Here is a 25,628-nt window from a genome sequence, read left to right on the forward strand (position 1 = left end):
CCGGGGCAGTTGCAAGGGCGGCGGATAGGGAGCCGCAGGGGGGTAAGGCATGCCATATCGTCACGCTTGGCTGTTCATCGCGGCGTTGATCGCCGCCACGGTCTTCGGCTTCTGGCGCTCCTATTTCGCGATCCTGCCCACCGCCCCGCTTGGCTTTCACATCCATGGGCTGACGGCATCGCTTTGGATGCTGCTGCTGCTGGCGCAGAGCTATACGCCGCACCGGGCCCGGGTCGCGCTGCACCGCACGGTCGGACGCGCAACGTTCGTCGCGATACCGCTGTTTGCCGCCGGCGCGATGGGTGTCGCCCACTCGATGTCGGTCGGCACCGCCGGCGACAACCCCTTTTACGAGCTGTGGGGCGCGCCGCTCGGGTGGATCGACATGCTGGCGTTCGGCGCGGTGCTCTATGCGGCGGGCATGGCGCTGCGGCACCGGCGCAACGTCCGGCTCCACGCCGGCTATATGCTTTCGACCGCGCTGCCGCTGGCCGGTCCGGTCCTCGGCCGCATCGTCAACCAGACAGTTCCGGGCCTGACCATCAAGGGACCGCAGGATTTTCCGCTGTTCGGCGCGGGTGTACAGCTTGCGTATGTCGTCTTCGGGCTGTTCGCGCTTTGGCTATGGCGGCGCGATCCGCGCATCGGCCGACCGTGGGCGGTGGCCTTCGCGGTGGTCGTCGTCCAAATCGTGACATTCGAGACTGTGGGCGCGAGCGCGACGTGGCGCGCCGCGTTCGAAGCGCTCGCTCCGGTGCCGCTGCCGGCTTTGATGGCACTCGGGCTGGCGATAGGAGGCGCGACGGTGTTCGCCGGCTGGACGGCACCTGGCGACAGGGCCCGACCCGCGGCAGCGTGACACGAGTACCCGCCCGCCGCACCTATCCCCGGGCGCTGCCGACCGCTACAGCGCGGCCCATGAGAATCCTGGTCACCAACGACGACGGCATCCACGCTCCGGGCCTCGTCGCCCTTGAGCAAATCGCCGCCGAGCTGTCCGACAATGTGTGGGTCGTCGCGCCCGCCGAGGAACAGTCGGGGGCGGGGCATTCGCTGACGCTCAGCGAGCCGATCCGCCTGCGCCAGATGGGCGAGCGGCGGTTCGCGGTGCGCGGCACGCCTACCGACTGCGTCATGTTGGCGCTCGGGCATGTCATGAAGGACGCGAAGCCCGACCTGATCCTGTCGGGGGTCAATCGCGGCGGCAATCTCGCCGAGGATGTGACCTATTCGGGCACCGTGTCGGCGGCGATGGAGGGGTGCCTTGCGGGCATCCGCTCGATCGCGCTGAGCCAGGCGATGGCCGATTACGGCGCGGGCCGTGAGAAGTTCGACGCCGCGACCACGCACGGCGCCGCGATCATCCGGCGGCTGACCCAAGCCGAGTGGGCGCCGGGCATGCTCGTCAACATCAACTTCCCCGCCGGCCCGGTGCGCGGCGTGCAGGTCACCGAACAGGGCTTCCGTGACTATGGCCACATCGCCCTCGACGCGCGCGTCGATCCGCGCGGCTTCCCCTATTTCTGGTTCGGCTATGGCCGCGAGGTCGAGGTGCCGGGCCACGACACCGACCTGAAGGCGATCCACCACGGCTATGTCTCGGTGACGCCGCTGCATCTCGACCTGACGCATCGCGAGAGCCTCGGGGCGTTGCGCGGCGTGCTGGGCGATCTGGCGAGCGTCTGACGCGCGAAAACCCCGGCTGGCGATCCTATCGCCTCCGGATGAGTAGCTCGGTCCGCTTCGTCCCCCTCTTACTCCCCATCCGGCGCTGACTGGACGGGGGAGGGTGCGCGAAGTGCGGATGCGATCGGCGATGCACGGGCGAGGCGGCGGTGACGAAAAGGGGTAGAAGGGTCGCGGGTGTCGCCGCCGGCGCGGCCTCGTGTGCCCGTGCATCGTTCGGTCGCCACGGGCCGCCAGCGCGACGGGGTCCGTGACAGCTCGGGGCTTGCCAGGCTCCTCGCATGAACTTGGAATAACCTATACGGTTCGTTTTGTCAAGTCTTTTGGTACGTCCGCGGCACGTTATGCCGCGCCGCACAAACCTTGCGCCGCTGGCCCCACAAGCATAGAAGCCGCGGACTCGCCCACGCCCCCCGAAGGCTGCCGTAACCACCATGCCCGAAGTCGCATCACAGTATCTGCCGATCCTGCTGTTCATCGGCGTCGGGATCGCGTTTTCGCTGATCTTCGTCGGCGCGCCGGTGCTCGTCTCGGGGCTGGTCGGCACGGCCAAGCCCGACGCGGCGAAGCTGGCGGAATATGAGAGCGGCTTCCCGGCGTTCAGCGACAGCCGCGGCCAGTTCGACGTGCGTTTCTACCTCGTCGCGATCCTGTTCATCGTCTTCGATCTAGAGGCGGCATTCTTGTTTCCATGGGCAATTTCCCTACATTGGACGGGACAGGCCGGCTGGTGGGCGATGATGGAGTTCCTTGCCGAACTCGCGATCGGCCTCGTCTATGCCTGGAAAATCGGCGCACTGGATTGGGAATGAATAACCGTGACCTCCTTACCGAGGAGCAGCAGGCGCGCGTGCTCGGCGACAGCCCGGCATCGGCGCTGACTGTCCCTTCAAACCTGCGCGACGGCTTCCTGACGGACATCAACAAGGAAGTGACCGACAACGGCTTCCTCGTCACCTCGACCGAGGACCTTTTCGCCTGGGCGCGTACGGGGTCGATGTGGTGGATGACCTTCGGCCTGGCGTGCTGCGCGGTCGAGATGATGCACACGTCCATGGCGCGCTATGACGTCGAGCGCTTCGGCTTCGCACCGCGCGCGAGCCCGCGCCAGTCCGACGTGATCATCGTCGCTGGCACTTTGTGCAACAAGATGGCCCCGGCCTTCCGCCGCGTCTACGACCAGATGGCCGAGCCGCGCTACGTGATCTCGATGGGCAGCTGCGCCAACGGCGGCGGCTATTATCATTATTCGTACAGCGTCGTGCGCGGCTGCGACCGGATCGTGCCGGTCGACATCTACGTGCCGGGCTGCCCGCCGACTGCCGAGGCGCTGTTGTACGGCGTGCTGGCACTGCAGCGGAAGATCCGCCGCACGGGGACGTTCGAGCGGTGAGCGCGCACTGGCCCCACGACAAGCCCGACGCCGGGTTCGCCGACGCCGTGCGCGCGGCGTTTCCCGATGCGGCGCTGACCGAACACGTCGGCGAATTGACGCTCCACATCGCGCGCGACGCGCTGCTCGACGTGGCGCGCCGCCTGCGCGACGATTTCGCCTTCGAGCAGCTGATCGACGTTGCCGGCGTCGACTTTCCCGAGCGGCCCGAGCGGTTCGAGGTCGCGTATCTGTTCCTGTCGCTGACCCGCAACCTGCGCATCCGCGTCAAGCTGTCGACCGACGACACCGCGCCGGTCGCGTCGCTGACCGGCCTGTGGCCATGCGCCAACTGGTGGGAGCGCGAGGTCTGGGACCTCTACGGCGTGCTGTTCACCGGTCACCCCGACCTGCGCCGCATCCTGACCGATTATGGCTTCACCGGGCATCCGTTCCGCAAGGACTTCCCGCTGACCGGCCATGTCGAGCTGCGCTATTCCGAAACCGAGAAGCGCGTCGTCTACGAGCCGGTCAAGCTGGCGCAGGACTTCCGCAGCTTCGATTTCCTGTCGCCGTGGGAAGGGACCGATTACGTCCTGCCCGGCGACGAAAAGGCCTGAGACGATGGTCGACGCCAACGCCGAACTGACCGCCGCGCTCGCCGAGACGCCGGGCGTCGATCCGTCGAAGATCGACAATTACATGATCAACTTCGGGCCCCAGCACCCGGCAGCGCACGGCGTGCTGCGGCTGGTGATGGAGCTCGACGGCGAGGTCATCGAGCGCTGCGATCCGCACGTCGGGCTGCTCCACCGCGGCACCGAGAAACTGTGCGAGTACAAGACCTACCTGCAGGCGCTGCCGTATACCGATCGGCTCGATTACGTCTCGCCGATGTGCATGGAGCACAGCTATGTGCTCGCGATCGAGAAGCTGGCGGGCATCGAGGTGCCGCTGCGCGCGCAGTACATCCGCGTCATGTATGCCGAGATCACGCGCATCCTGAATCACATCATGAACGTCTGCAGCCACGCCAACGACGTCGGCGCGATGACGCCGCTGCTGTGGCTGTTCGAGGAGCGCGAGCACCTCATGGGATTCTACGAGCGCGTCTCGGGCGCCCGCATGCACGCGGCGTACTTCCGCCCCGGCGGCGTGCACCAGGACCTGCCCGACGGTCTGCTGGAGGACATCGCGGCGTGGTGCGACGGCTATACCAAGGTGCTGGGCGAGACCCAGTCGCTGGTCGCCGACAACCGCATCTTCAAGCAGCGCAACGTCGATGTCGGCACGATCTCCAAGGCCGATGCCGTCGCGTGGGGCTTTTCCGGCCCCAACCTGCGCGCCTGCGAGGTCGAGTGGGACCTGCGCCGTGCCCAGCCCTACGAGGTCTATGACCGCATGGAGTTCGACGTCGTCGTCGGCCACCACGGCGACAGTTACGACCGCTTCATGGTCCGCATGGAGGAGATGCGCCAGTCACTGCGCATCATCCGCCAGTGCGTGAAAGAAATGCCGAAGGGCCGCGTCGCCACCATCGACCGCAAGGTCGCACCGCCGTCGCGCACCGAGATGAAGAAGTCGATGGAAGCGCTGATTCACCACTTCAAGCTGTACACCGAAGGCTTCCATGTCCCCGCAGGCGAGGCGTACGTCGCGACCGAGAGCCCCAAGGGCGAGTTCGGCGTCTATCTGGTCAGCGACGGCACCAACAAGCCGTACCGCTGCCACTTCCGCGCGACGGGCTTCAGCCACCTCCAGGCGATGGACTTCCTGTGCAAGGGCCACATGCTGGCCGACGCGCCGGCGATCCTAGGCTCGCTCGACATCGTGTTCGGGGAGGTCGATCGGTGACCACGGGCACCTACAACACAACGCACGAAGCCCGCGCCGCGCGTCCGCCGCGCGAGTTCAGCGACTTCGCCTGGACGCCCGAGAACGCGACCGAGGCGGCGCGCCTGATCGCGCTGTACCCGCGCGCCGGGTCGGCGATCATGCCGCTGCTGTGGCTGGCACAGTACCAGATGGGCGCGCAGACGGGCTCGGCATGGCTGCCGGTGTCGGTCATCGAATATGTCGCGGGCCAGATCGGCATGCCGTACATGCGCGCCTACGAGGTCGCGACCTTCTATTCGATGTACAATCTCAAGCCCGTCGGGCGCTATGTCGTGCAGGTCTGCGGGACGACGCCGTGCCTGCTGCGCGGCTCGGACGACATCATGAAGGCGTGCAAGGACAAGGGCCTGGTCAAGGGCGGCAACACGCCCGATGGCCTGTTCACCCTCGCCGAGGTCGAGTGTCTGGGCGCGTGCGCCAACGCGCCGATGGTGCAGATCAACGACGATAACTACGAAGACCTGACCTACGACAGCATGACCGCGATCCTCGACGCGCTGGCGCGGGGTGAGACGCCCCCGACGGGCTCGCAGATCGGGCGCCGCGCGAGCTGCCCCGAAGGCGGGCTGACGTCGCTGCTGGAGGTCGCATCGTGAAGTCTCCTGCCAATCCCAGGGTTCATGCGAACCTGCTGTTCGCCATGGCGGGCGTCCTGCTCGTGCTGTCGATCATCCTCGTCTTCATGCGCAGCACCGTGGGCTATCCGCTGATCGCCGTGGCGATCGCGCTGATCGCGGTGGCGGCGGCAACCAAGACCAAGGCCGCGAAGGGCCCGCCTCATGCTGGCTGACAAGGACCGCATCTTTACCAACCTCTACGGTTTCCAACCGTGGAACCTCGACGCGGCGCGCCAGCGCGGCGACTGGGAGGAGACCGCCGCGCTGATGGCGCCCGGTCCCGACGCGCTGATCGACGTCGTCAAGGCGAGCGGCCTGCGCGGCCGCGGCGGCGCGGGCTTCCCGACCGGCATGAAATGGTCGTTCATGCCCAAGGCGCCCAACCCCGAGCGGCCGAGCTACCTCGTCATCAACGCCGACGAGTCCGAGCCCGGCAGCTGCAAGGACCGCGAGATCATCCGCCACGATCCGCACAAGCTGATCGAGGGCGCGCTGATTGCCGGCTTCGCGATGCGCGCGGTTGCGGCGTTCATCTACATCCGCGGCGAATATATCCGCGAGGCCGAGACTTTGTTCGCCGCCGTGCGCGAGGCGTACGCGGCGGGGCTGATCGGCAAGAACGCCTGCGGTTCAGGGTACGACTTCGACGTCGTCGTCCATCGCGGCGCGGGCGCGTACATCTGCGGCGAAGAAACCGCGATGCTCGAAAGCCTCGAGGGCAAGAAGGGCCAGCCCCGCCTGAAGCCGCCGTTTCCGGCGGGCGTCGGCCTGTATGGGAATCCGACGACGGTCAACAATGTCGAGTCGATCGCCGTCGTGCCGACCATCCTGCGCCGCGGTGCGCCGTGGTTCGCCGCGATCGGGCGCCCGAAGAACGAGGGCACCAAGCTCTTCCAGATCTCGGGTCACGTGAACACGCCGTGCGTCGTCGAGGAGGCGATGTCGGTGCCGTTCCGCGAACTGATCGACACCCACTGCGGCGGTATCCGCGGCGGCTGGGACAATCTGCTCGCGGTCATCCCCGGCGGCTCGTCGGTGCCGCTGGTGCCCGCAGAGCAGATCATCGACTGCCCGATGGATTTCGACGCGTTGAAGGACCTGAAGTCGGGGCTCGGCACCGCGGCGATCATCGTCATGGACAAGTCGACCGACATCGTCCGCGCGATCGCCCGCCTGTCCTACTTCTACAAGCACGAGAGCTGCGGCCAGTGCACGCCGTGCCGCGAGGGCACCGGCTGGATGTGGCGCGTCATGGAGCGCCTCGTCACCGGCGATGCCGAGCCGCACGAGATCGACCTGCTCCTCGAAGTCACCACCGAGGTCGAGGGCCACACGATCTGCGCACTCGGCGACGCCGCCGCCTGGCCAATCCAGGGCCTGATCCGCCACTTCCGCCCCGAGGTCGAAGCGAGGATCGCGCGGCGCAAGGGGTTCGTGCAGGTGCCGCAGATGCTGGAGGCGGCGGAATAATGCCTAAACTCACCGTCGACGGCATCGAGGTCGAAGTGCCCGCGGGCGCGACCATCCTGCAGGCCTGCGAGGCCGCGGGCGCCGAAATTCCGCGCTTCTGCTACCATGAGCGGCTGAGCATCGCCGGCAATTGCCGGATGTGCCTCGTCGAGATGGAGAAGTCGCCCAAGCCCGTCGCGTCGTGCGCGATGCCGGCCGCCGACGGGCAGGTGATCTCGACGACGACGCCGAAGGTCAAGAAGGCGCGCGAGGGGGTGATGGAGTTCCTGCTCATCAACCACCCGCTCGACTGCCCGATCTGCGACCAGGGCGGCGAGTGCGACCTGCAGGACCAGAGCCTCGCCTATGGCAAGGGCCACACGCGCTATCAGGAGAACAAGCGCGCGGTCACCGAGAAATACATGGGGCCGCTGATCAAGACGGTCATGACGCGCTGCATCCACTGCACGCGCTGCGTCCGCTTTGCCGAGGAGATCGCAGGCGTCGAGGACATCGGCGCGATCGGGCGCGGCGAGAATATGCAGATCACGAGCTACCTCGAGGCGGCGGTGGCGAGCGAATTGTCGGGCAATGTCATCGACCTGTGCCCGGTCGGCGCGCTGACGTCGAAGCCCTATGCCTTTTCGGCGCGGTCGTGGGAGCTGAAGCGGACGAGCGGCATCGACGTGATGGACGCGGTCGGCACCAACATCACCTTCCACGCGCGCGGTACCCAGGTGATGCGCGTCAATCCGCGTATCAACGACGACGTCAACGAGGAGTGGGCGTCCGACGTGACGCGCTTTGCGGTCGACGGTCTGATGAAGCGCCGCCTCGACGCGCCGTACGTGCGGCGCGACGGCAGGCTCGTGAAGGCGTCGTGGGCCGAGGCGTTCGCGGCCGTGCGCGACGGCATCAAGGGTGACCGCGTCGCGGGCATCGTCGGCGACCTGTGCGCAGTCGAGGACATGGTGGCGTTTCGCGACCTGCTTAGCGGTTTCGGGCCGCTGCGGATCGAGGCGCGGCAGGACGGGGCGGCGATCCCGGCGACGACGCGTGCCGATTATCTGTTCAACTCGACGCTGACGGGGATCGAGACCGCCGACGTCGTGTTGCTGATCGACTGCGACCCGCGCCACGAGGCGCCGCTGGTCAACACGCGGCTGCGCAAGGCGATGCGGACGCGCACGCCGTCGAAGGTCTTCGCGCTCGGCACGCCGGTCGACCTGACCTATCCGGTCGAGTGGCTGGCGGGCGGCGAACTGCCCCAGGCGCTGTTCGACGCCTTCGCGGCGGCCGAGCGCCCGGCGCTGATCGTCGGCATGGGCGCGGACTTCGCGCAGGCGCGCAAGCTCGCCGAGACGCTGAACCTGACGCGCGGCGAGTGGAATGGCTGGAACGTGCTGCACACCGCTGCGGCGCGGGTCGGGGCGCTCGACCTGGGGCTGACGACCGACGGCGGCGTCGCGGGCATTCTTGCCGATGCGGCGAAGCTCGACGCGGTCTTCCTGCTGGGGGCGGACGAAATCGACACGATCGCGCTGGCCGACACCTTTACCGTTTATATCGGCACCCACGGCGACCATGGTGTTCGCCACGCCGACGTGATCCTGCCCGCCGCAGCCTATGCCGAGAAGCCGGGCACCTGGGTGAACCTCGAGGGCAGGGTGCAGCGCGGTAACCGCGCGGTGTTCCCGCCGGGCGAGGCGCGCGAGGACTGGACGATCTTCCGTGCGCTCTCGGATGTGCTAGGGCGGACGCTGCCCTATAACGACTTCGGCGCGTTGCAGGCGCGGATCGCGGCCGAGTGGCCCCACCTCGAGGTCGAGGGGCTGACCCCCGGCGTCGCCGGCACTGCGACCGCGAGTTCGGATACCGCGCCGCTGCGCATCCGCGACCTGGGTGGCGCGCGCTTCTACCAGTCGAACCCGATCGCCCGCGCCAGCGACACGATGGCCGAGTGCGTGCGCGATATCGTCAACGCCGCGCAGCCGCTGCTCGAGGCCGCCGAATGACTTACACCGGTTTCTTCCAGCAATACCTCGGGCAGGACTGGGGCTATTTCGTTGCGACGATCACGCTGATCCTGCTGATCGCGCTGCCCGTCATGCTGGGCGTCGCGCTCGCGGTCTATTTCGACCGCAAGATCTGGGCGGCGATGCAGATGCGGCGCGGGCCGAACGTCGTCGGGCCGTTCGGCATCCTACAGACCTTCGCCGACGCGGCGAAGCTGTTCCTGAAGGAGACGATCGTCCCGTCGGGCGCCAACAAGGGCGTGTTCATCATCGCGCCGATGATCACCTTCACGCTGGCGCTGATCGTCTGGGCGGTAATGCCGTTCGATGCCGGCGTCGTGCTGGCGGACCTCAACGTCGGGCTGCTCTACATCTTCGCGGTCAGCTCGATGGGCGTCTACGGCATCATCATGTCGGGCTGGGCGTCGAACTCGAAGTATCCGTTTCTCGGTGGGCTGCGCTCTGCGGCTCAGATGGTCAGCTATGAGGTGTCGATGGGGTTCATCCTCGTCACCGTCATGCTCTACGCGCAGAGCCTGAACCTCAGCACGATCGTGCTGAGCCAGCAGGGCAACATTCTCGGCTTCCTCAACGGCAACATCTTCAACCCGCTGCTGTTTCCGATGTTCGTGATGTTCTTCATCACCGCACTCGCCGAGACCAACCGCCCGCCGTTCGACCTTCCCGAGGCCGAGGCCGAGCTCGTCGCGGGCTATCAGGTCGAATATTCGTCGATGGCGTTCGCGCTGTTCTTCCTCGGCGAGTACGCGAACATCCTGTTCATGTGCGCGCTGACCAGCGTGCTGTTCCTCGGCGGGTGGCTGCCGCCGGTCGACTGGGCGCCACTGTACGTCGTGCCGGGCTTCGTCTGGATGCTGGCGAAGATGGCGCTGATGTTCTTCCTGTTCGCCTGGGTGAAGGCGACGGTGCCGCGCTATCGTTACGACCAGCTGATGCGCCTGGGCTGGAAGATCTTCCTGCCGCTCAGCCTGTTCTGGGTCGTGGTCGTCAGCGGCTGGCTGATGTTCACCGGGCATTTTGCGAGTATCCCCCGATGACCGCCGTACTCCAGGCCGCGAAGTCGCTGCTGCTCCTCGAGTTTCTCAAGGCGCACTGGCTGACGCTGCAATATTTCTTCCGCCCGAAGAAGACGCTCAACTACCCGTATGAGAAGGGCCCCGTGTCCCCCCGCTTCCGCGGCGAGCATGCGCTGCGCCGCTACCCGAACGGCGAGGAGCGCTGCATAGCGTGCAAGCTGTGCGAGGCGGTGTGCCCGGCGCTCGCCATCACCATCGAGGCCGAGCCGCGCGAGGACGGTAGCCGCCGCACGACGCGTTACGACATCGACATGACTAAGTGCATCTATTGCGGCCTGTGCCAGGAGGCATGCCCCGTCGATGCGATCGTCGAGACGCCGAATTTCGAATTCTCGACCGAGACGCGCGAGGAGCTGATCTACGACAAGGATAAATTGCTTCAGAACGGCGAGCGTTGGGAGCGTGTGATCGCGGCAAACCTTGCGGCGGATGCGGCGTGGCGGTAGGACGCGCCGCGCTCCCTTCCGCACCGCACCATCGGACCTCAAAACCCTCGTGACCGCTGTTTTCGCCTTCTACCTGTTCGCAGGCATCGTGCTGCTGTCGGGCGCAGCCACGATCCTGTCGAAGAACCCCGTGCACTCGGTGCTGTGGCTGATCCTGGCGTTCTTCAACGCCGCCGGGCTGTTCATCCTGCTGGGTGCCGAGTTCCTCGCGATGCTGCTCGTCATCGTGTACGTCGGCGCGGTCGCGGTGCTGTTCCTGTTCGTCGTGATGATGCTCGACATCGATTTTGCGGCGTTGCGCGCCGGCTTCGTAAAGGCGCTGCCGGTCGGGCTGCTGCTCGCCGTCGTGCTGGTTTCCGAGTTGCTGCTCGTCGCGGGCGGCAGCGTGCGGGTCGTGGCAGGCGAGGCGGCGGCCCCGCTCGACGGATTCGTGGGCATGACCAACACCCAGGCGCTGGGGTCGGTGCTCTACACCAAGTATCTGTTCGTTTTTCAGGCGTCGGGCATCGTGCTGCTGACCGCGATGGTCGGCGCGATCGTGCTCACGCACCGCCAGCGGGCTGGCACCAAGCGCCAGGACGTCGGCGCGCAGGTTGCGCGCACCCCGGCGTCGTCGATCTCCAACGTCAAGCCGGTCAGCGGCGAGGGCGTGTCGCTGTGATCGGCCTCAGCCATTACCTGACCGTCAGCGCCATCCTGTTCGTGCTCGGCGTGCTGGGCATCGCGATCAACCGCAAGAATGTCATCATCATCCTGATGTCGATCGAGCTGATCCTGCTTGCGGTGAACATCAATTTCGTCGCGTTCTCGGCGTTCCAGCGCGATTTGTCCGGACAGGTGTTCGCGATGTTCGTGCTGACCGTCGCTGCCGCCGAGGCCGCGATCGGGCTGGCGATCCTGGTCATCTATTTCCGTAACCGCGGCACGATCGCGGTCGACGACGTTCCGATGCTCAAGGGATGATTCAGCTCCTCGTCTTCCTGCCGCTCGCCGCGGCGCTGATCGCGGGCCTGGGCAACCGCCTGATCGGCAATCTGCCGGCGAAGCTTGTCACGACCGCGGCGCTGTTCGTCAGTGCGGCGCTCAGCTGGACGATCTTCCTCGACATCGGGCTTGCCCACGGCGCGGGCTACAGCGTCCGCGTCCTCGAATGGATCGTCAGCGGCGACATGCGCGTCGACTGGGCGTTCCGCGTCGATACGCTGACCGCGGTGATGCTCGTCGTCATCACCAGCGTCTCGGCGCTCGTCCACCTCTACTCCTGGGGGTACATGGACGAAGACCCCGACCAGCCGCGATTCTTCGCGTATCTCAGCCTGTTCACCTTCGCGATGCTGATGCTAGTGACCGCCGACAACCTGGTCCAGATGTTCTTCGGCTGGGAGGGCGTGGGGCTCGCGAGCTATCTGCTGATCGGCTTCTGGTACAAGAAGCCGAGCGCAAATGCCGCCGCGATCAAGGCGTTCGTCGTGAACCGGGTCGGCGACTTCGGCTTCTCGCTCGGCATTTTCGCGACCTTCGTGGTGTTCGGCACGGTGCAGCTGACGCCGATCCTCGCCGGCTCGGCCGCGATGGCGGGCGCGACCTTCAATTTCCTCGGCGCGCAGTTCGACGTGATGACGACGCTCTGCCTGCTGCTGTTCGTCGGCGCGATGGGCAAGTCGGCTCAGCTCGGCCTGCACACCTGGCTGCCCGATGCGATGGAGGGGCCGACCCCGGTCTCGGCGCTGATCCACGCCGCGACCATGGTTACCGCGGGCGTCTTCATGGTCGTGCGCCTGTCGCCGATGTTCGAGGCCGCGCCCGACGCGCTGACCGTCGTCACCTATGTCGGTGCCGCGACCGCGCTGTTCGCCGCGACGGTGGCGTGCGTGCAGACCGACATCAAGCGCGTCATCGCCTATTCGACCTGCTCGCAGCTGGGGTACATGTTCTTCGCCGCTGGGTCGGGCGCGTTCGGCGCGGCGATGTTCCACCTGTTCACCCACGCCTTCTTCAAAGCGCTGCTGTTCCTGGGTGCCGGTGCAGTCATTCACTCGATGCACCACGAGCAGGACATGCGCTTCTACGGCGGCCTGCGTAAGTCGATCCCGATCACCTTCGCGGCGATGACGATCGGCACGCTGTCGCTGACCGGCTTTTTCTTCACCAGCGGCTATTATTCGAAGGACGGCATTCTGGAGGCGGCGTTCGCCAATGGCAGCGAGGCGTCGATGGTGGCGTTCTTCGTCGGCGCGCTCGTCGCGCTGCTGACCAGCTTCTATTCGTGGCGGCTGGTCTTCCTGACCTTCTTCGGCGAGGCGCGCTGGGGTGCGAGCGAGCACGTCCAGCATGCGCTGCACCACGACCACGGCCACGATACCGAGGACACGACCGACAGCGACCACGCGCATCACGCGTCTGCACCCGCGGGCACCGGCGGCTATCACCCGCACGAGAGCCCGTGGACGATGCTCGCCCCCCTCGTCGTGCTGTCGATCGGTGCGCTGGCTGCGGGCTTCGTCTTCCACGAGGCGTTCATCGGCGCCGAGGGCGGCACTGTGTTCTGGAACGGCTCGGCGGTGTTCCGCGAGCCGCTCGCCGAGGCGATGCACCACGTACCCGCCTGGGTCGTGTGGACGCCCGGCGCGGTCATGCTGATCGGCTTCGCGATCGCCTACTGGGCGTACATGGCGTCGCCAACGCTGCCGGCGCGCTTCGTCGCGGGCAACCGCGGGCTGTATGCCTTCCTGACGCACAAATGGTTTTTCGACGAATTGTACAACGCGATCTTCGTGAAGCCGGCGTTCGCCTTCGGCCGCCTGTTCTGGCGCGGTGACGGGCGGGTCATCGACCGGTTCGGGGCCGATGGTGCCGCCGCACTGGTCTCGGCGTCGAGCGGTGCGGCCAAGCGCTTCCAGTCGGGAGCGGTCTATGCCTATGCGCTGGTCATGCTGATCGGCCTCGCGGCGGCGGCGACCTGGGTGCTGCGTCCGGCGTTGCTCGGCTGATGCTTTCGCTATTGATCCTGCTGCCGCTCGTCGGCGCGGCCTTCGTGCTGTGGAGCGGCAATGCCGCGACCGCGCGGTGGACGGCGCTCGTCATCACCCTCGTCGAACTGGCGCTCGGTATCGCGCTGTGGGCAGGATTCGACACCGGCACCGCGGCGTTCCAGTACGTCGAGAAGCTCGACCTGTTCGCACCCTATTTCAGCTGGCACCTCGGCATCGACGGCATCGCGCTGATGCTGATCGTGCTCAGCGTCTTCCTGATGCCGCTGTGCATCCTCGCGTCGTGGACCTCGATCGAGAAGCGTGTACCGGAGTACATGGCGGCGTTCCTGTTGATGGAGACGCTGATGCTCGGCGTCTTCGCGGCGAAGGACCTGTTCCTGTTCTACGTCTTCTTCGAAGGCGGACTGATCCCGATGTACCTGATCATCGGCATCTGGGGTGGCGGGCGGCGCATCTACGCCAGCTACAAGTTCTTTCTCTACACGCTGCTCGGCTCGGTGCTGATGCTGCTGGCGATGCTGTACATGGTCGGCGTCGCGGGTACGACCGACATCGCCGCGCTGACGGCGTACGATTTCAGCGCCGAAGCGCAAACCTGGCTGTGGCTAGCATTCTTCGCGTCGTTCGCGGTCAAGATGCCGATGTGGCCAGTCCATACCTGGCTGCCCGACGCGCACGTCGAGGCGCCGACCGCGGGCTCGGTGATCCTCGCGGGCGTCCTGCTCAAGCTCGGCGGCTACGGCTTCATCCGCTTCTCGCTGCCGATGTTCCCCGAAGGCTCGGCGCAGTTCCTGCCGCTGATGTTCGGCCTCAGCGTCGTCGCGGTGATCTACGCCTCGCTCGTCGCGCTCGTGCAGTCGGACATGAAGAAGCTGATCGCCTACTCGTCCGTCGCGCACATGGCGTTCGTGACCGCGGGGCTGTTCACCTTCAACCGCCAGGGCATCGAGGGCGGTATCCTGATGATGCTCAGCCACGGGCTGATCTCGGGCGCGCTCTTCCTGTGCGTCGGCGTCGTCTACGACCGGCTGCACACGCGCGAGATCGCGCGCTACGGCGGGCTGGCGGACAATATGCCGAAGTACGCGCTGCTGTTCCTGCTGTTCACCATGGCGTCGGTCGGGCTGCCCGCGACGAGCGGCTTCGTCAGCGAATTCCTCGTGCTGACCGGCACCTATGCGATCTCGACGTGGCTCGCGACGGGCATGACGATCGGTATCATCCTGGGCGCGGCGTACATGCTCTACCTCTATGCGCGCGTCATCTACGGCAAGTCGGCGGGTGCCGATGCGGCCGCGATGCCCGACCTTAATGCGCGCGAGATCGGTATCCTCGTCGCCGCCGCGATCCCCGTGCTGTGGATGGGGATCTACCCGCACAGCTTCCTCGCGCCGCTGCATGCGCCCGTCGGTGCGATTTTGGCCCGCGTCGAGCGCGCCGCACCGCCGTCGCAGACCATCCGCATCGGGGCGCCCGTCGCCGCGCCCGCCGCGCCAGCAGCAGCAGCCCATTGATGCATCCGACCTTCGCCTCGATCCAGATCGCCGCGCCCGAACTGGTGCTGACCATCGGCAGCCTGCTGACGCTGATGCTCGGCGTGTTTCGCGGCGACCGCAGTCTGGTGCCGCTGACCTGGGTCTGCGTGCTGATCTTCGGCATTGCCGGCGTTGCAGCGGCGACGGGCGACCAGGCCGCGGCATTCGGCGGGCTGTACGTCGCCGACGGCTTCTCGGCGTATCTGAAGGTCATGATCCTGGCGGCCGCTGCGGTGTCGGCAGTGCTCGCGCTGCCGTACCTCCAGCACGCCGCGACCGGGCGGTTCGAGTACCCCGTGCTGCTGATGCTCGCGACGCTCGGCATGTGCATGATGGTCAGCGCGAACGACATGCTGACGCTTTACATCGGGCTCGAACTGCTCAGCCTCGCGTCCTACACGCTCGCCGCCTTCCACCGTAACGAGGCACGGTCGAGCGAGGCGGGGCTCAAGTATTTCATCCTCGGCGCGCTGGCGTCGGGCATCCTGCTGTACGGCATCAGCCTGGTCTACGGCTTCGGCGGCAGCACCAATTTCGAGACGCTGTCGGCGACGCTGCGCGGTCCCGCGGGCCAGTCGACGGGCGTCGTGTTCGGGCTGGTGTTCATCCTGGCGGGCCTGATGTTCAAGATCTCGGCAGTGCCGTTCCACATGTGGACGCCCGACGTCTACGAGGGCGCGCCGACACCCGTCGCGGCGTTCTTTTCGGCGGCACCTAAGGCGGCGGCGATGGGCCTGCTGGTTCGCGTCTGCGTCGAGGCATTCGGCGGCATGACCTTCGACTGGCGTCAGATCGTCAGCGTCGTGGCGATCGCCTCGATGCTGCTCGGCGCGGTCGGCGCGATCGGCCAGACCAACATCAAGCGGCTGCTCGCCTATTCGTCGATCGCGAACGTCGGCTTCGCGCTGATCGGCCTCGCCGCGGGCACCGTTGAGGGCATTTCGGGCGTGCTGTTCTACATGGCGGTCTATCTGGTGATGACCCTCGGCGCGTTCGTCTGCGTGCTGCAGATGCGCGACGCGGACGGCAAACCGGTTGAGACGCTGAGCAGCCTCAACGGCCTGTCGCGCAGCCGCAAGGGGCTCGCGGCGGCGCTCGCGGTGCTGATGTTCAGCCTCGCGGGCATCCCGCCGCTGCTCGGCTTCTGGCCCAAGTTCGCAGTGTTCACGGCGGCAATCGACACGCAGCTGTACCTGCTCGCGGTGATCGGCGTCGTCGCGTCGGTGATCGGCGCCTATTATTACCTGCGCGTCGTCAAGGCGATGTACTTCGACGAGCCCGCGCCGGCGTTCGCGGCTTCCGACAGCCGCGTCAATGCGGGCCTGATCGGCATCGCGGCGCTGTTCTGCTCGCCGCTCGGCATGCTGGCGATCACGCCGCTGGTCGGCGCGGCGCGCGTCGCGGCGCGGGCGCTGTTCTGATCACGCATCTCGCGACCGTCGGTTCGACCAACGACTGGCTGACCGAGCGCGCCGCGACCCTGCCCGACGGGTCGTGGGTGTTCGCCGATGCGCAGACCGGCGGGCGCGGGCGGCGGGGCAGGGCGTGGACGTCGCTGCCGGGTAATGTCTTCGCCAGTGTGCTGACCCGCCCACAGCCGGGCGAGGGGCCGACTCAGCAACTGTCGTTCGTCGCCGCTCTGACCCTGGCAGGGGCGCTCGACAGCTACGCCGAGGCGCATCGCCTGACGCTCAAATGGCCCAACGACGTGCTGCTCGACGGCACCAAGGTGGCAGGCATCCTACTCGAGAAGCAGGGCGACGCCTGCGTCATCGGTATCGGCGTCAACCTTGCTGCGCACCCGGTCGACAGCGAGCGCCCCGCGACTTCGCTCGCCGCAGCGGGCATAGCTCCGCCGTCGCCCTCTGCATTCGTCGAAGACTTGTCCGGAAATTTCGTCCGCACCCGCGCCACGTGGCGGGACCATGGCTTCGCCGCGACCCGCACCGCTTGGCTCGCTCGTGCCGCCGGCATCGGCCGCCCGCTGGTCGCACGGCTGGGCAGTGAGGCGCTGACCGGCGTCTTCGAGGGGCTCGCCGACGACGGCGCGCTGCAGTTACGGCTGGACAACGGTGCCGTGCGCGCCGTCCATGCCGGCGAAGTCTTCGGGGTCTAGGCCATGCTGCTCGCCATCGACGTCGGCAATACCAACATCGTCTTCGCCTTGTGCGCTGGCGACGAGATCTGCCAGCGCTGGCGCATCTCGACCGACCGCAACCGCACGGCGGACGAATATGCCGTCTGGCTCAACCAGCTGATGAGCCTCGAAGGCGTCGAGCGCGCGACCATCGACGCCGCGATCATCGCCACTGTCGTGCCGCCGACCTTGTTCAACCTCCAGCATCTGTGCCGCAAATATTTCAGCGTCGAGCCGCTGGTCGTCGGGGCGGAGGGTGTCGACCTGGGCCTGCGTATCGACCTGCCCAACCCGTCCGAGGCGGGCGCCGACCGCATCGTCAACGCGGTCGCGGCGCATGCCGCGTTCGTCGGCGACCTGATCGTCGTCGACTTCGGCACCGCGACGACCTTCGACGTGGTGGGGGCGGACGGCAGCTACCGCGGCGGGGCGATTGCGCCGGGCATCAACCTCAGCATGGACGCGCTGTACAATGCCGCCGCGCGGCTGCCGCGGATCGCGGTCGAGCCGCCCGCCGACGGCCGGGTGGTCGGGCGCGGCACCGTGTCCGCTATGCAGTCGGGCGTCTTCTGGGGCTATGTCGGCCTCATTGAAGGATTGTGCGCGCGTATTATATCGGAAGTCGGGCGACCGATGACGGTCATCGCGACCGGCGGCCTCGCCACCCTGTTCAATCGCCATACTGCGGCCATCGATATGGTCGATGGCGACCTTACCATTCGCGGTTTGATCCGCATTCACAGCATCAACAAGAGACCCTGATTTAATGACACCCGGTAAAGAACTGATTTTCCTGCCCTTGGGCGGGTCGGGCGAGATTGGCATGAACGTCAACCTGTACGGCTGCAACGGCAAGTGGGTGATGGTCGACCTCGGCATGACCTTCGCCGATCCCAGCTATCCCGGCGTCGACCTGATCCTCCCCGACCTCAGCTTCATCGAGGAGCGCCGCAAGGACCTGCTCGGCGTCGTGTTGACCCATGGCCATGAGGATCACATCGGCGCGATCCCCTATCTGGCGAACGACCTGGGCGTGCCGCTGTACGCGACGCCGTTCACCGCCGGCCTGATCCGCAAGAAGCTGGAGGAGGAGGGCATCCTCGACCAGGTCGAGCTCAACATCATCCCGCTCGCGGGCACGCTGAAGCTCGGCGATTTCACCTTCACCTATGCCGCGCTCGCGCACTCGATCCCCGAGGGCAATGCGCTGATCATCGACACGCCGTACGGGCGCGTCTTCCACACCGGCGACTGGAAGCTCGACGACAAGCCGCAGCTCGGCGTGCCGTCGACCGAGGCCGAACTGCGCGCCATCGGCGACAAGGGTGTGCTGGCGATGGTCGGCGATTCGACCAACGTCTTCAACATGGAAGCGAGCGGTTCGGAGGAGGGCGTGCGTATCGGCCTCGACGAGGTCATCCAGTCGCGCGCCAAGGGCCGCGTGCTGGTCACCACCTTCGCGTCGAATGCGGCGCGCCTTCACACGCTGGGGCAGGTCGCCAAGGACACCGGGCGGCACCTCGTGCTCGTCGGGCGGTCGATGGACCGTATCCTGACGACCGCAAAGGCAGCGGGTTACCTGAAGGACTTCCCGCCGCTGATGAGCTTCGAGAATGCCGCCAGGGCCGACCCCTCGTCGCTGCTCATCGTCTGCACGGGCGCGCAGGGCGAGCCCAACGCCGCGCTCAGCCGGATCGCCGCGGGTTCGCACTCGCACCTGAAGCTCGAGCCCGGCGACCTCGTCGTCTATTCGTCGAAGCAAATCCCGGGCAACGAGCTGGCGATCGGCCATGTCCAGAACGCGCTCGCAGCACGGGGCATCGAGGTGATCACGGAGAAGCAGGCGCACGTCCACGTCTCGGGCCACCCGGGGCGTCCCGAGCTAGAGAAGATGTACGCCTGGATTCGCCCGCAGATCGCGATCCCCGTCCACGGCGAGCGCCGTCACCTCGAGGAGCACGCCAAGCTGGCGCTGTCGATCGGCGTGCCGCGCGCGATGGTGCCGAGCAACGGCGGCGCGATCCGCCTGGCGCCCGACGGGCCGAAGCTGGTCGGCCATGAGAAGGTCGGGCGGCTCGTGCTCGACGGCGACGTCATTCTGCCGGCCGACGGCGCGACGATGGTCCAGCGCCGCCGCATCATGCACAACGGCTATGTCTCGGCGACGCTGGTCCTGAACAAGGCCGGCAAGCTGGCTGCGGCGCCGTCGATCATCATGCAGGGCGTACCGGTTGAGGAAGACCGCGAGGACTTCATCGCCGAAATGGCCGAGGCCGCCGGCAAGGCCGGGCAGGGCGACAGCCGCAACGCCGAGAAGTTCGCAGAGAGCGTGCGGGTCGCCGTCCGCCGCGTCGCGCGCGACTGGACGGGCAAGAAGCCCGTGACCGACGTGCAGGTCGTGCAGCTCTAGGCCATGAACCCCGTCTCGGCGGTCGCGATCTACATATTGTTCTGGGCCCTGACCCTGTTCGCGGTGCTGCCCTTTGGGGTTCGCACCGCGGACGAGGCGGGCGAGGCGCGCGGCCCCGGTGAGGCGGACAGCGCGCCCGTCCGCCCCGACCTGTGGCGCAAGTGCGCGTGGACGACGGTGATCGCGAGCGTGCTATTCGTGCTGTTCTACGCGAACTACGTGCAGGGCTGGGTGGCGTTAGACGACATCCCGGGCTGGGGCTAGCGCAGCCGCTCGGTCGCCTGCGCCAGCACGACGTACAGCTTCCCCAAATCGCTCGACACCAAAGTCACCGCCAGCGCCGCACCTTCGCGGTCGGCGCGGACGCGGGCGAGCAGGGTCTCGAACTCGGTGATGAAGCGCGTCGCCTGTTCGCGGAACACGGCATCGTGCTCGAAATGGCGCTCGATCTTGCGTGCCGTGCCGCGGTCGAGGAGGCGCACCGCGCGCCTCGCGAAGATGCCGCGGTCGCCCTTCAGATAGGCGCGCCATGCCTCGTCGCCGACATCGATGCTAAGCAGGCTGGTCAGGTCGATTGCCCCCGACTGGAGCGATTCGAGCAGTCCCTGCGAGCGCTTCGCGAGGTCGTCGCGCAGCGTCACGTCGTAGCGCGTGTCGACCTCGTCGATCCGCGCCTCGACCGTCGCGATGGTCTGGGTCAGCGCCAATAGCCGCTGGGTAACCCGCTCGGCGGCACCCTGTGCAGCGGCAGCGGCACGCTCCGACGCGGCGGTCAGCGCGGCAATCTCGCCCGCCACGGGCTCGGCGAACGCGGTGCGGGCGCGGGTCGTGCCGGCGTCCGCCAGCGCCGCCTCGGCTTCGGCGACGACCCCGCCCAAAGTTTCCCGCATCGTCCCCGCAGTGACGGCCGCGACCTCGCGAACGCGCGTCAGCACTTCGATCAGCTGCTGCGAGGCGGTCAGCGCGGCAGTGCCCGTCGCGGTCTCGACCCCTTCGGCATCGCGTCGCGCGTCTCCCAGTTGAGCGACGATGCGCGCGGTTGCGGCGTCGCTCGCGGCGACGGGGGCGGCGAGCGCATCGAGGTTGGCGCGGACTGCGGCGACCCTCTCGCCCAGCACCCCGACGCCGTCGCCGGTCGCGGGCAGGTCGGTGCCGAGCGACGCCAGCACCGCGCCGCTCGCGGCTTCGAGGCGCGCCAGCCCGGCCTCGATCTCGCCGACCGCCGTGCCCGTCTCCCCGAGCGGATCGCCGAGCGCGTGGACGGCCTCGCGCACCGCCGCCAGCCGCTCCGAAAGCCGGTCGAGCGTCGCGCCTGCACTCGCGGCGGCATTCGCCAGCTTGGCGTCGAGGACACCGAATTCGCGCGCCGCGCTGTCGGCAAAGCGGTTGGCCTGACCCTCCTGCGCCGCCAGCCGCTCACCGAGCGCGGTCGCGAGGCCGAGCAGCTGCTTGACGCGCTCGCCGATCACGCGGCCGGCTTCGCCGCCGATATGATCGATGCCGACCCGCGCCTGGTCGACGCTGGCGAGCAGCGCCGCGGTCTGCGCCTCGACCCCCTCGCGCGTCGTCGTCAGCGCGGCGGTGGTGCCGTCGAACGCCGCGGCGACGGCGCGCTGCAACGCTTCGGTCTGCGTCCCGACCCGCGCCGCGACACCGTCGGCGGCGGTGCTGAGCGCCGCGAGGCGCGCGGTCGCGGCCTCGGCGGCACCGTCATGGCGGCGGGTCGCGTCGTCGCTCGTTGTCCAGACGGCGGCGAGCAGGGTCTCGACCTCGGCCAGCTGGCGCGTCGTCTCGGCGGCGGTGGTGGCGAGCGCTGCGGACAGGCCGTCGATGCGATCGGCGGCATCGGGCAGCACGGCGGTCAGGGTGGTGCCCCCGGCACGGGCAGCGTCCGCGGCAGCCGTCAGCCGCACCGCACTGGCGTCGAGTGTCGCGAGGCTGGCCGACAGTTTCGTCGCCTCGGCCGCCGCGGCATCGCGCAACACGGTGAAGCGCTCGGCGATGCGGTCGAGCATGTCGTCGAGCTTCACGGCGTCGCGGGCCAACGCGTCGGAGGCGGCGCGCGCGGCGTCGTGGCGCGCCTCGACCGCCTGCAGCGCGCGAGCCGACGCGGGTCGCGTACGGACCAGCCAGCCGAGCGCGAGGATCGTGACGGCGAGCGGCGGCAGCACCTGCAGCACCAGAGCACCCGCGGCGATCATCAGCTGCGGCGTTGAGAGCGCACGCATGCCCGGCAACGCCCCCGCGACGACGCTCGCCATCGCTGCGAGCCACAGCAAAGCGCCGATGGTCAGCAGGACGATCGGCCAGCGGCGACCGGGAGTTACGGTGGAATCGGACATGCGGCCTCAGGTCAACGGTGCCGCGCGGGCGCCCCCGACTGGTCTAGCACCGCCGTCGAGTCCGCGACAATCCGTGCCTCGGCGCGGCGCAGCGTGGCCGCCATGGCAATCGCGAACAGGGTCAGCGCCGCGAGCTCCCAATACCAGAAATATTCGGCGTGCCCGATCAGGCAGAAGACGGGAATCGCGAGCGTCCGGCCGTTGGCGGACACCGGCAGCAGCGCGCGCAGCAGCGGCGCGGTGGCGTTCAGATAGGCGGGCAGGCGATCCGGATGCGCGCTCAGCGCGCCGTCGATAGCGCGCACGCGGCTGCCCAGCTTGCGCTCTACCCAGTTATAGCCGCCGTCGTACCAGGTGCCCGTCGCCGGCCGCGGCCGCTCGGTGAACACGCCTGCGGAACGGCGCAACCAGGCGTCGCGCTCGCCCTCGTACCACATTGCCTGGACGGCGTGCGCCGCGCCCGCGGTCAGGCACAGGGTCAGCTTGTCGCCCCAGTCGGGAAAACCGACTGCGATCGGGATCAGCACCGCGAAGAACGCCAGGTAATCACATGTTCCGTCGACGACGCGCCCGAACGCCGTTGCTTTGCCGGTCGCGCGCGCCAGTGCGCCGTCGAGTCCGTCGCAGACATGCCAGGCGACCATCATCACGAAGCCGAGCACGACGAAGCGCCAGTCGTGCCAGTAATAATAGGCGGTCCCCGACAGGCCGGCGAAGCCCAGACCGGTGATCGACACGAGGTTTGGATGGATGCCCGCGCGGATCGCCAGCGGCAGCAGCGCGCGCGCAACCGGGTGGACGAAGTGCGCGTTCGTCGGATCGTCGATGTGCGGAGCGGCGGACACAGCCATGCGGGTAAGGCGCGAGGTCAGCATTCACAAGCTGTTCAGTGCCCGATGCCTATGCCAAAAGCTCATGTTGTCCATGCGCGTGCCTTGCCTGATCGCCCTGACGCTGCTGAGTGCAGCGGCGCCGCTGGCGTCACAGCCGCGCGGTCGCACGCCTTATGCCGACGTCGCGCAGGGGCGGATCCTGTCGTTTTCCGAGATCAAGTCGCGCGTCGACAAGGTCGTCGGCGGGCGCATGATCGGCATGGATTATGACGCCGAATACTTCCGCTATCTGATGCGCTACGAGCGCGGCAGCGAGATCATCGACGTCGTCGTCGATGCACGCACGGGCAGGATCCTCAACGGACGGGAACGGATGTAATGCGGGTACTGGTTGTCGAGGACGAGCCCAACCTGCTGCGCCAGCTGCGCACGGCGCTCGAGGGTGCGGGCTATGCGGTCGATACCGCGTCGGACGGCGAGGAGGCGCACTACCTCGGCTCGACCGAGAATTACGACGCCGTGCTGCTCGATCTCGGCCTGCCCGAGGTCGACGGGCTGACCGTCCTCGACCGCTGGCGCAAGGAGGGGCGGACCGCTCCCGTCCTCGTGCTGACGGCGCGCGACAGCTGGTCGGACAAGGTCGCGGGTCTCGACGCCGGCGCCGACGATTATCTGGCGAAGCCCTTCCAGACCGAGGAGCTGATCGCCCGTCTCCGCGCGCTGATCCGGCGCTCGTCAGGCAATGCCTCGTCTGAGCTCAATGCCGGCGACGTGCGCCTCGACACGCGCTCGGGCCGCGTCACGCTGGCCGGCGAGCCCGTCAAGCTGACCGCGCAGGAGTTCAAGCTGCTCAGCTATCTGATGCACCACAAGGGCAAGGTGGTCAGCCGCACCGAGCTGATCGAGCATATCTACGATCAGGACTTCGACCGCGACTCGAACACCATCGAGGTGTTCATCACGCGCATCCGCAAGAAGCTCGGGCCCAGCCTGATCTCGACGACCCGGGGCCTGGGCTATAGCCTCGAAGACGCCTGATTTGCCGCGCCGCAAGGCGCGGTCGCTCACCCAGCGCATGATCCTGCTTGCGGCGGCATGGATCGTGCCGCTGCTGCTGATCGGCGGCTTCGCGCTCGACCGGGTGCTGACCAGCGCGATCACGCGCAATTTCGACGGGCAGCTGGATTTCGCGGTGACGGCGATGATCGCCGCTGCCGACATCGGCCCGGCGGGCGAGGTGCGCTTCACCCGCGGTCTGGGCGACCAGCGCTTCATCGAGCCCTATTCGGGTCTGTACTGGCAGGTCTCGGCGCCGGGGCAGGAAGCATTCCGCTCGCGCTCGCTGTGGGATCGCTCGCTGCCGGTCAACATGAAGCGCGATTGCTCGACGCCGTGTCGCACCGACGACGAGAGCTTCAAGGACGAGAAGCTGCGAATCGTCGAACGCCGCGTCACGCTGCCCGGCGCGACGACGCAGTTCCATTTCCAGGTCGCGCAATCGACCGCGGACCTCGACGCGCAGGTCACCTCGCTGCGCACCACCTTGCTATGGTCGCTTTCGGTGCTCGGCCTCGGGTTGCTGATCCTCGCGGCGCTGCAATCGACCTATGGCCTGTCGCCGTTGCGTGGGGTAAGCCGCGCCATCGCGGCGATCCGCTCGGGTGCCGCGACGCGCGTCGCCGACGATTTCCCACGTGAGATCGCGCCGCTCGTCGCCGAACTCAACGACCTGCTGGCGCACAACGAGGCGCAGGCCGAGGCGGCGCGACGCCACGCCGGCAATTTGGCGCATGCCCTCAAGACGCCGATGAGCGTGCTGATCGGAGAGGCGCGCGGCGGCGGGCCCGACCTTGCGGCCGCGGTGACCCAGCAGACCGCGATCATGCGGCGCCACGTCGACCATCACCTCGCCCGCGCGCGTGCCGCCGGCCGGCGGGCGGCGGCTGCGTCGCGGGCCGATGTCTGGCCGTCGCTCGAGGCGCTGGCGCGCACCATCGGCCGCATCCGCCCGGGCGTCGTCATAGATATCGATGGCGACCGCAGCCTCGCCTTTCGCGGCGAGAAGCAGGACCTCGAGGAGATGCTCGGCAACCTCCTCGACAATGCCGCGATGTACGGCGGCGGACGGGTCTTCGTCACCGCGTCGTGCGTCGGCAACATGGTCGAGCTGCTGATCGAGGACGACGGCAAGGGCATCGCCGAGGCCGACCGCGAGCGGCTGTTCGAACGCGGCGCACGCCTCGACACCGCACAGCCCGGCACCGGCCTGGGCCTCGCGATCGTGCGGGATGTGGCGGAAATCTATGGCGGGTCGGTGGCGCTGGGCGAAAGCGAGGATCTCGGCGGGCTGGCGGTGACGCTCAGGCTGCCCGCCGCGGGGTCGGCCGTCGTCTAGTTGCTGTTAAGCCCGTCGAACGGCTTGAGAACCACGTAGATGAACGCCAGCGTCGCAATGCCGAGCGCCACCGCACCGATGTGGTACGTCGTGTCGGCAAGCTTGATCGCTTCGTTTCCGAGGTAATTCGTCACGGCGCAGCCGACCGCGGCAACGAGATACTGCCAAAGCTGATCGCGAGCCTCGCCCTGCGAACGTTGTAGGAACAGAACGACGAGCCCGGCGAACACCACCATCGTCGCCCAGTCGTAAACCGTCTGCACCGCGCGTTTCCCCCGTTGCCTCACTCCGCGTTCTCCCTATAGCAGGTTGGCGAAGCGAGGCTACTGCCACCCTTCGATGGTAGCGGAGCCGGAGCAGGGGGGTGCGCTGGCAGCAGGGGCCGCGGGATGGGACCCGCGGATC

General features: G+C 67.6%; 27 protein-coding genes. 24 read left to right on the top strand and 3 right to left on the bottom strand.

Annotated features, from left to right (window positions below):
* Window positions 1–85: 85 nt before the first annotated feature.
* From FMM06_RS07045 to FMM06_RS07145, 21 genes are all read left to right on the top strand, one after another.
* Entirely contained in the window at window positions 86–859 is a 774-nt protein-coding gene (locus tag FMM06_RS07045; RefSeq protein WP_144236569.1) for a hypothetical protein, read from the top strand.
* A 59-nt stretch (window positions 860–918) separates the two neighbouring features.
* The gene (gene surE / locus FMM06_RS07050; protein WP_144236570.1) at window positions 919–1,686 is read left to right on the top strand and encodes a 5'/3'-nucleotidase SurE; all 768 of its coding nucleotides are present in this window, start codon (window positions 919–921) and stop codon (window positions 1,684–1,686) included.
* 434 nt (window positions 1,687–2,120) lie between these two features.
* Window positions 2,121–2,498, top strand: coding sequence for an NADH-quinone oxidoreductase subunit A (gene ndhC / locus FMM06_RS07055; RefSeq protein ID WP_144236571.1), 378 nt, complete (start codon window positions 2,121–2,123; stop codon window positions 2,496–2,498).
* Window positions 2,495–3,079: a NuoB/complex I 20 kDa subunit family protein gene (locus FMM06_RS07060; protein ID WP_144236572.1), complete on the top strand. Its 585-nt coding sequence runs from the start codon at window positions 2,495–2,497 to the stop codon at window positions 3,077–3,079. The genes ndhC and FMM06_RS07060 overlap by 4 nt, the downstream gene beginning before the upstream one ends.
* Window positions 3,076–3,678, top strand: coding sequence for an NADH-quinone oxidoreductase subunit C (locus tag FMM06_RS07065; RefSeq protein ID WP_144236573.1), 603 nt, complete (start codon window positions 3,076–3,078; stop codon window positions 3,676–3,678). The genes FMM06_RS07060 and FMM06_RS07065 overlap by 4 nt, the downstream gene beginning before the upstream one ends.
* Window positions 3,679–3,760: 82 nt before the next feature.
* A complete protein-coding gene (locus tag FMM06_RS07070; RefSeq protein ID WP_407925195.1) occupies window positions 3,761–4,912 on the top strand; it encodes an NADH-quinone oxidoreductase subunit D in 1,152 nt (383 codons plus the stop codon).
* A 104-nt stretch (window positions 4,913–5,016) separates the two neighbouring features.
* Window positions 5,017–5,550 carry a complex I 24 kDa subunit family protein gene (locus FMM06_RS07075; protein WP_235889234.1) on the top strand — a complete coding sequence of 178 codons (534 nt, stop codon included), beginning with the start codon at window positions 5,017–5,019 and terminating at the stop codon, window positions 5,548–5,550.
* Window positions 5,547–5,744 carry a hypothetical protein gene (locus FMM06_RS07080; protein WP_144236576.1) on the top strand — a complete coding sequence of 66 codons (198 nt, stop codon included), beginning with the start codon at window positions 5,547–5,549 and terminating at the stop codon, window positions 5,742–5,744. The genes FMM06_RS07075 and FMM06_RS07080 overlap by 4 nt, the downstream gene beginning before the upstream one ends.
* Window positions 5,734–7,041 carry an NADH-quinone oxidoreductase subunit NuoF gene (gene nuoF, locus FMM06_RS07085; protein ID WP_144236577.1) on the top strand — a complete coding sequence of 436 codons (1,308 nt, stop codon included), beginning with the start codon at window positions 5,734–5,736 and terminating at the stop codon, window positions 7,039–7,041. Before FMM06_RS07080 ends, nuoF begins: the two co-directional genes overlap by 11 nt.
* Window positions 7,041–9,035, top strand: coding sequence for an NADH-quinone oxidoreductase subunit NuoG (nuoG, locus tag FMM06_RS07090; protein ID WP_144236578.1), 1,995 nt, complete (start codon window positions 7,041–7,043; stop codon window positions 9,033–9,035). Before nuoF ends, nuoG begins: the two co-directional genes overlap by 1 nt.
* Window positions 9,032–10,093: an NADH-quinone oxidoreductase subunit NuoH gene (gene nuoH / locus FMM06_RS07095; RefSeq protein ID WP_144236579.1), complete on the top strand. Its 1,062-nt coding sequence runs from the start codon at window positions 9,032–9,034 to the stop codon at window positions 10,091–10,093. Before nuoG ends, nuoH begins: the two co-directional genes overlap by 4 nt.
* Window positions 10,090–10,578, top strand: a complete 489-nt coding sequence (nuoI, locus tag FMM06_RS07100) for an NADH-quinone oxidoreductase subunit NuoI (protein WP_144236580.1) — start codon at window positions 10,090–10,092, stop codon at window positions 10,576–10,578. Before nuoH ends, nuoI begins: the two co-directional genes overlap by 4 nt.
* Before the next feature lie 49 nt (window positions 10,579–10,627).
* Entirely contained in the window at window positions 10,628–11,239 is a 612-nt protein-coding gene (locus FMM06_RS07105) for an NADH-quinone oxidoreductase subunit J (RefSeq protein WP_144236581.1), read from the top strand.
* A complete protein-coding gene (gene nuoK / locus FMM06_RS07110; protein WP_144236582.1) occupies window positions 11,236–11,541 on the top strand; it encodes an NADH-quinone oxidoreductase subunit NuoK in 306 nt (101 codons plus the stop codon). Before FMM06_RS07105 ends, nuoK begins: the two co-directional genes overlap by 4 nt.
* On the top strand, window positions 11,538–13,568 hold the full coding sequence (gene nuoL, locus FMM06_RS07115) for an NADH-quinone oxidoreductase subunit L (RefSeq protein ID WP_144236583.1): 2,031 nt from the start codon (window positions 11,538–11,540) through the stop codon (window positions 13,566–13,568). The genes nuoK and nuoL overlap by 4 nt, the downstream gene beginning before the upstream one ends.
* A complete protein-coding gene (locus tag FMM06_RS07120) occupies window positions 13,568–15,085 on the top strand; it encodes an NADH-quinone oxidoreductase subunit M (protein WP_144236584.1) in 1,518 nt (505 codons plus the stop codon). The genes nuoL and FMM06_RS07120 overlap by 1 nt, the downstream gene beginning before the upstream one ends.
* Window positions 15,085–16,527 carry an NADH-quinone oxidoreductase subunit NuoN gene (gene nuoN, locus FMM06_RS07125; RefSeq protein WP_144236585.1) on the top strand — a complete coding sequence of 481 codons (1,443 nt, stop codon included), beginning with the start codon at window positions 15,085–15,087 and terminating at the stop codon, window positions 16,525–16,527. The genes FMM06_RS07120 and nuoN overlap by 1 nt, the downstream gene beginning before the upstream one ends.
* Window positions 16,527–17,222 (top strand): biotin--[acetyl-CoA-carboxylase] ligase, encoded by a 696-nt coding sequence (locus FMM06_RS07130; protein ID WP_268900675.1) that lies wholly within the window; start codon window positions 16,527–16,529, stop codon window positions 17,220–17,222. The genes nuoN and FMM06_RS07130 overlap by 1 nt, the downstream gene beginning before the upstream one ends.
* A gap of 3 nt (window positions 17,223–17,225) precedes the next feature.
* On the top strand, window positions 17,226–18,005 hold the full coding sequence (locus FMM06_RS07135; protein WP_144236587.1) for a type III pantothenate kinase: 780 nt from the start codon (window positions 17,226–17,228) through the stop codon (window positions 18,003–18,005).
* A 4-nt stretch (window positions 18,006–18,009) separates the two neighbouring features.
* Window positions 18,010–19,653: a ribonuclease J gene (locus FMM06_RS07140; RefSeq protein ID WP_144236588.1), complete on the top strand. Its 1,644-nt coding sequence runs from the start codon at window positions 18,010–18,012 to the stop codon at window positions 19,651–19,653.
* A gap of 3 nt (window positions 19,654–19,656) precedes the next feature.
* On the top strand, window positions 19,657–19,917 hold the full coding sequence (locus FMM06_RS07145) for a DUF1467 family protein (RefSeq protein WP_144236589.1): 261 nt from the start codon (window positions 19,657–19,659) through the stop codon (window positions 19,915–19,917).
* On the opposite strand, the gene FMM06_RS07150 is transcribed toward FMM06_RS07145, so the two are convergent.
* Together FMM06_RS07150 and FMM06_RS07155 are read right to left on the bottom strand one after the other, a co-directional pair.
* Entirely contained in the window at window positions 19,914–21,995 is a 2,082-nt protein-coding gene (locus FMM06_RS07150) for a coiled-coil domain-containing protein (protein WP_144236590.1), read from the bottom strand. The two genes, FMM06_RS07145 and FMM06_RS07150, sit on opposite strands and share 4 nt — an antisense overlap.
* Window positions 21,996–22,006: 11 nt before the next feature.
* Window positions 22,007–22,846 carry a CDP-alcohol phosphatidyltransferase family protein gene (locus FMM06_RS07155; protein ID WP_185965078.1) on the bottom strand — a complete coding sequence of 280 codons (840 nt, stop codon included), beginning with the start codon at window positions 22,844–22,846 and terminating at the stop codon, window positions 22,007–22,009.
* 73 nt (window positions 22,847–22,919) lie between these two features.
* Here FMM06_RS07155 and FMM06_RS07160 point away from each other — a divergent pair, with 73 nt between their 5' ends.
* From FMM06_RS07160 to FMM06_RS07170, 3 genes are read left to right on the top strand one after another with little or no spacing between them, the layout of a single operon-like run.
* Window positions 22,920–23,207 (top strand): PepSY domain-containing protein, encoded by a 288-nt coding sequence (locus FMM06_RS07160; RefSeq protein WP_144236592.1) that lies wholly within the window; start codon window positions 22,920–22,922, stop codon window positions 23,205–23,207.
* Complete coding sequence (locus tag FMM06_RS07165) at window positions 23,207–23,866, top strand: response regulator transcription factor (RefSeq protein ID WP_144236593.1); 660 nt, start codon at window positions 23,207–23,209, stop codon at window positions 23,864–23,866. Before FMM06_RS07160 ends, FMM06_RS07165 begins: the two co-directional genes overlap by 1 nt.
* Before the next feature lie 37 nt (window positions 23,867–23,903).
* Window positions 23,904–25,223, top strand: coding sequence for a sensor histidine kinase (locus FMM06_RS07170; RefSeq protein WP_144236594.1), 1,320 nt, complete (start codon window positions 23,904–23,906; stop codon window positions 25,221–25,223).
* Here the strand turns inward: FMM06_RS07170 and FMM06_RS07175 are convergent.
* Window positions 25,220–25,486, bottom strand: coding sequence for an XrtV sorting system accessory protein (locus FMM06_RS07175; protein ID WP_144236595.1), 267 nt, complete (start codon window positions 25,484–25,486; stop codon window positions 25,220–25,222). The two genes, FMM06_RS07170 and FMM06_RS07175, sit on opposite strands and share 4 nt — an antisense overlap.
* Between the last annotated feature and the right edge of the window lie 142 nt (window positions 25,487–25,628).

It is taken from the genome of Glacieibacterium frigidum, from assembly GCF_007097155.1.
In the GTDB taxonomy this organism is placed as follows: Bacteria; Pseudomonadota; Alphaproteobacteria; order Sphingomonadales; family Sphingomonadaceae; genus Glacieibacterium; species Glacieibacterium frigidum.

Excerpts from the sequence above, each read along its gene's own strand:
- FMM06_RS07165 (WP_144236593.1), top strand. The coding sequence starts at position 23,207 with ATGCGGGTACTGGTTGTCGAGGACGAGCCCAACCTGCTGCGCCAGCTG.
- nuoI (WP_144236580.1), top strand. The coding sequence starts at position 10,090 with ATGACCGCCGTACTCCAGGCCGCGAAGTCGCTGCTGCTCCTCGAGTTT.
- nuoG (WP_144236578.1), top strand. The coding sequence starts at position 7,041 with ATGCCTAAACTCACCGTCGACGGCATCGAGGTCGAAGTGCCCGCGGGC.
- nuoN (WP_144236585.1), top strand. The coding sequence starts at position 15,085 with ATGCATCCGACCTTCGCCTCGATCCAGATCGCCGCGCCCGAACTGGTG.
- FMM06_RS07170 (WP_144236594.1), top strand. The coding sequence starts at position 23,904 with ATGATCCTGCTTGCGGCGGCATGGATCGTGCCGCTGCTGCTGATCGGC.
- nuoL (WP_144236583.1), top strand. The coding sequence starts at position 11,538 with ATGATTCAGCTCCTCGTCTTCCTGCCGCTCGCCGCGGCGCTGATCGCG.
- surE (WP_144236570.1), top strand. The coding sequence starts at position 919 with ATGAGAATCCTGGTCACCAACGACGACGGCATCCACGCTCCGGGCCTC.
- nuoF (WP_144236577.1), top strand. The coding sequence starts at position 5,734 with ATGCTGGCTGACAAGGACCGCATCTTTACCAACCTCTACGGTTTCCAA.
- FMM06_RS07140 (WP_144236588.1), top strand. The coding sequence starts at position 18,010 with ATGACACCCGGTAAAGAACTGATTTTCCTGCCCTTGGGCGGGTCGGGC.
- nuoH (WP_144236579.1), top strand. The coding sequence starts at position 9,032 with ATGACTTACACCGGTTTCTTCCAGCAATACCTCGGGCAGGACTGGGGC.
- FMM06_RS07155 (WP_185965078.1), bottom strand. The coding sequence starts at position 22,846 with ATGGCTGTGTCCGCCGCTCCGCACATCGACGATCCGACGAACGCGCAC.
- ndhC (WP_144236571.1), top strand. The coding sequence starts at position 2,121 with ATGCCCGAAGTCGCATCACAGTATCTGCCGATCCTGCTGTTCATCGGC.
- FMM06_RS07145 (WP_144236589.1), top strand. The coding sequence starts at position 19,657 with ATGAACCCCGTCTCGGCGGTCGCGATCTACATATTGTTCTGGGCCCTG.
- FMM06_RS07060 (WP_144236572.1), top strand. The coding sequence starts at position 2,495 with ATGAATAACCGTGACCTCCTTACCGAGGAGCAGCAGGCGCGCGTGCTC.
- FMM06_RS07120 (WP_144236584.1), top strand. The coding sequence starts at position 13,568 with ATGCTTTCGCTATTGATCCTGCTGCCGCTCGTCGGCGCGGCCTTCGTG.
- FMM06_RS07150 (WP_144236590.1), bottom strand. The coding sequence starts at position 21,995 with ATGTCCGATTCCACCGTAACTCCCGGTCGCCGCTGGCCGATCGTCCTG.
- FMM06_RS07160 (WP_144236592.1), top strand. The coding sequence starts at position 22,920 with ATGCGCGTGCCTTGCCTGATCGCCCTGACGCTGCTGAGTGCAGCGGCG.
- FMM06_RS07135 (WP_144236587.1), top strand. The coding sequence starts at position 17,226 with ATGCTGCTCGCCATCGACGTCGGCAATACCAACATCGTCTTCGCCTTG.
- FMM06_RS07070 (WP_407925195.1), top strand. The coding sequence starts at position 3,761 with ATGATCAACTTCGGGCCCCAGCACCCGGCAGCGCACGGCGTGCTGCGG.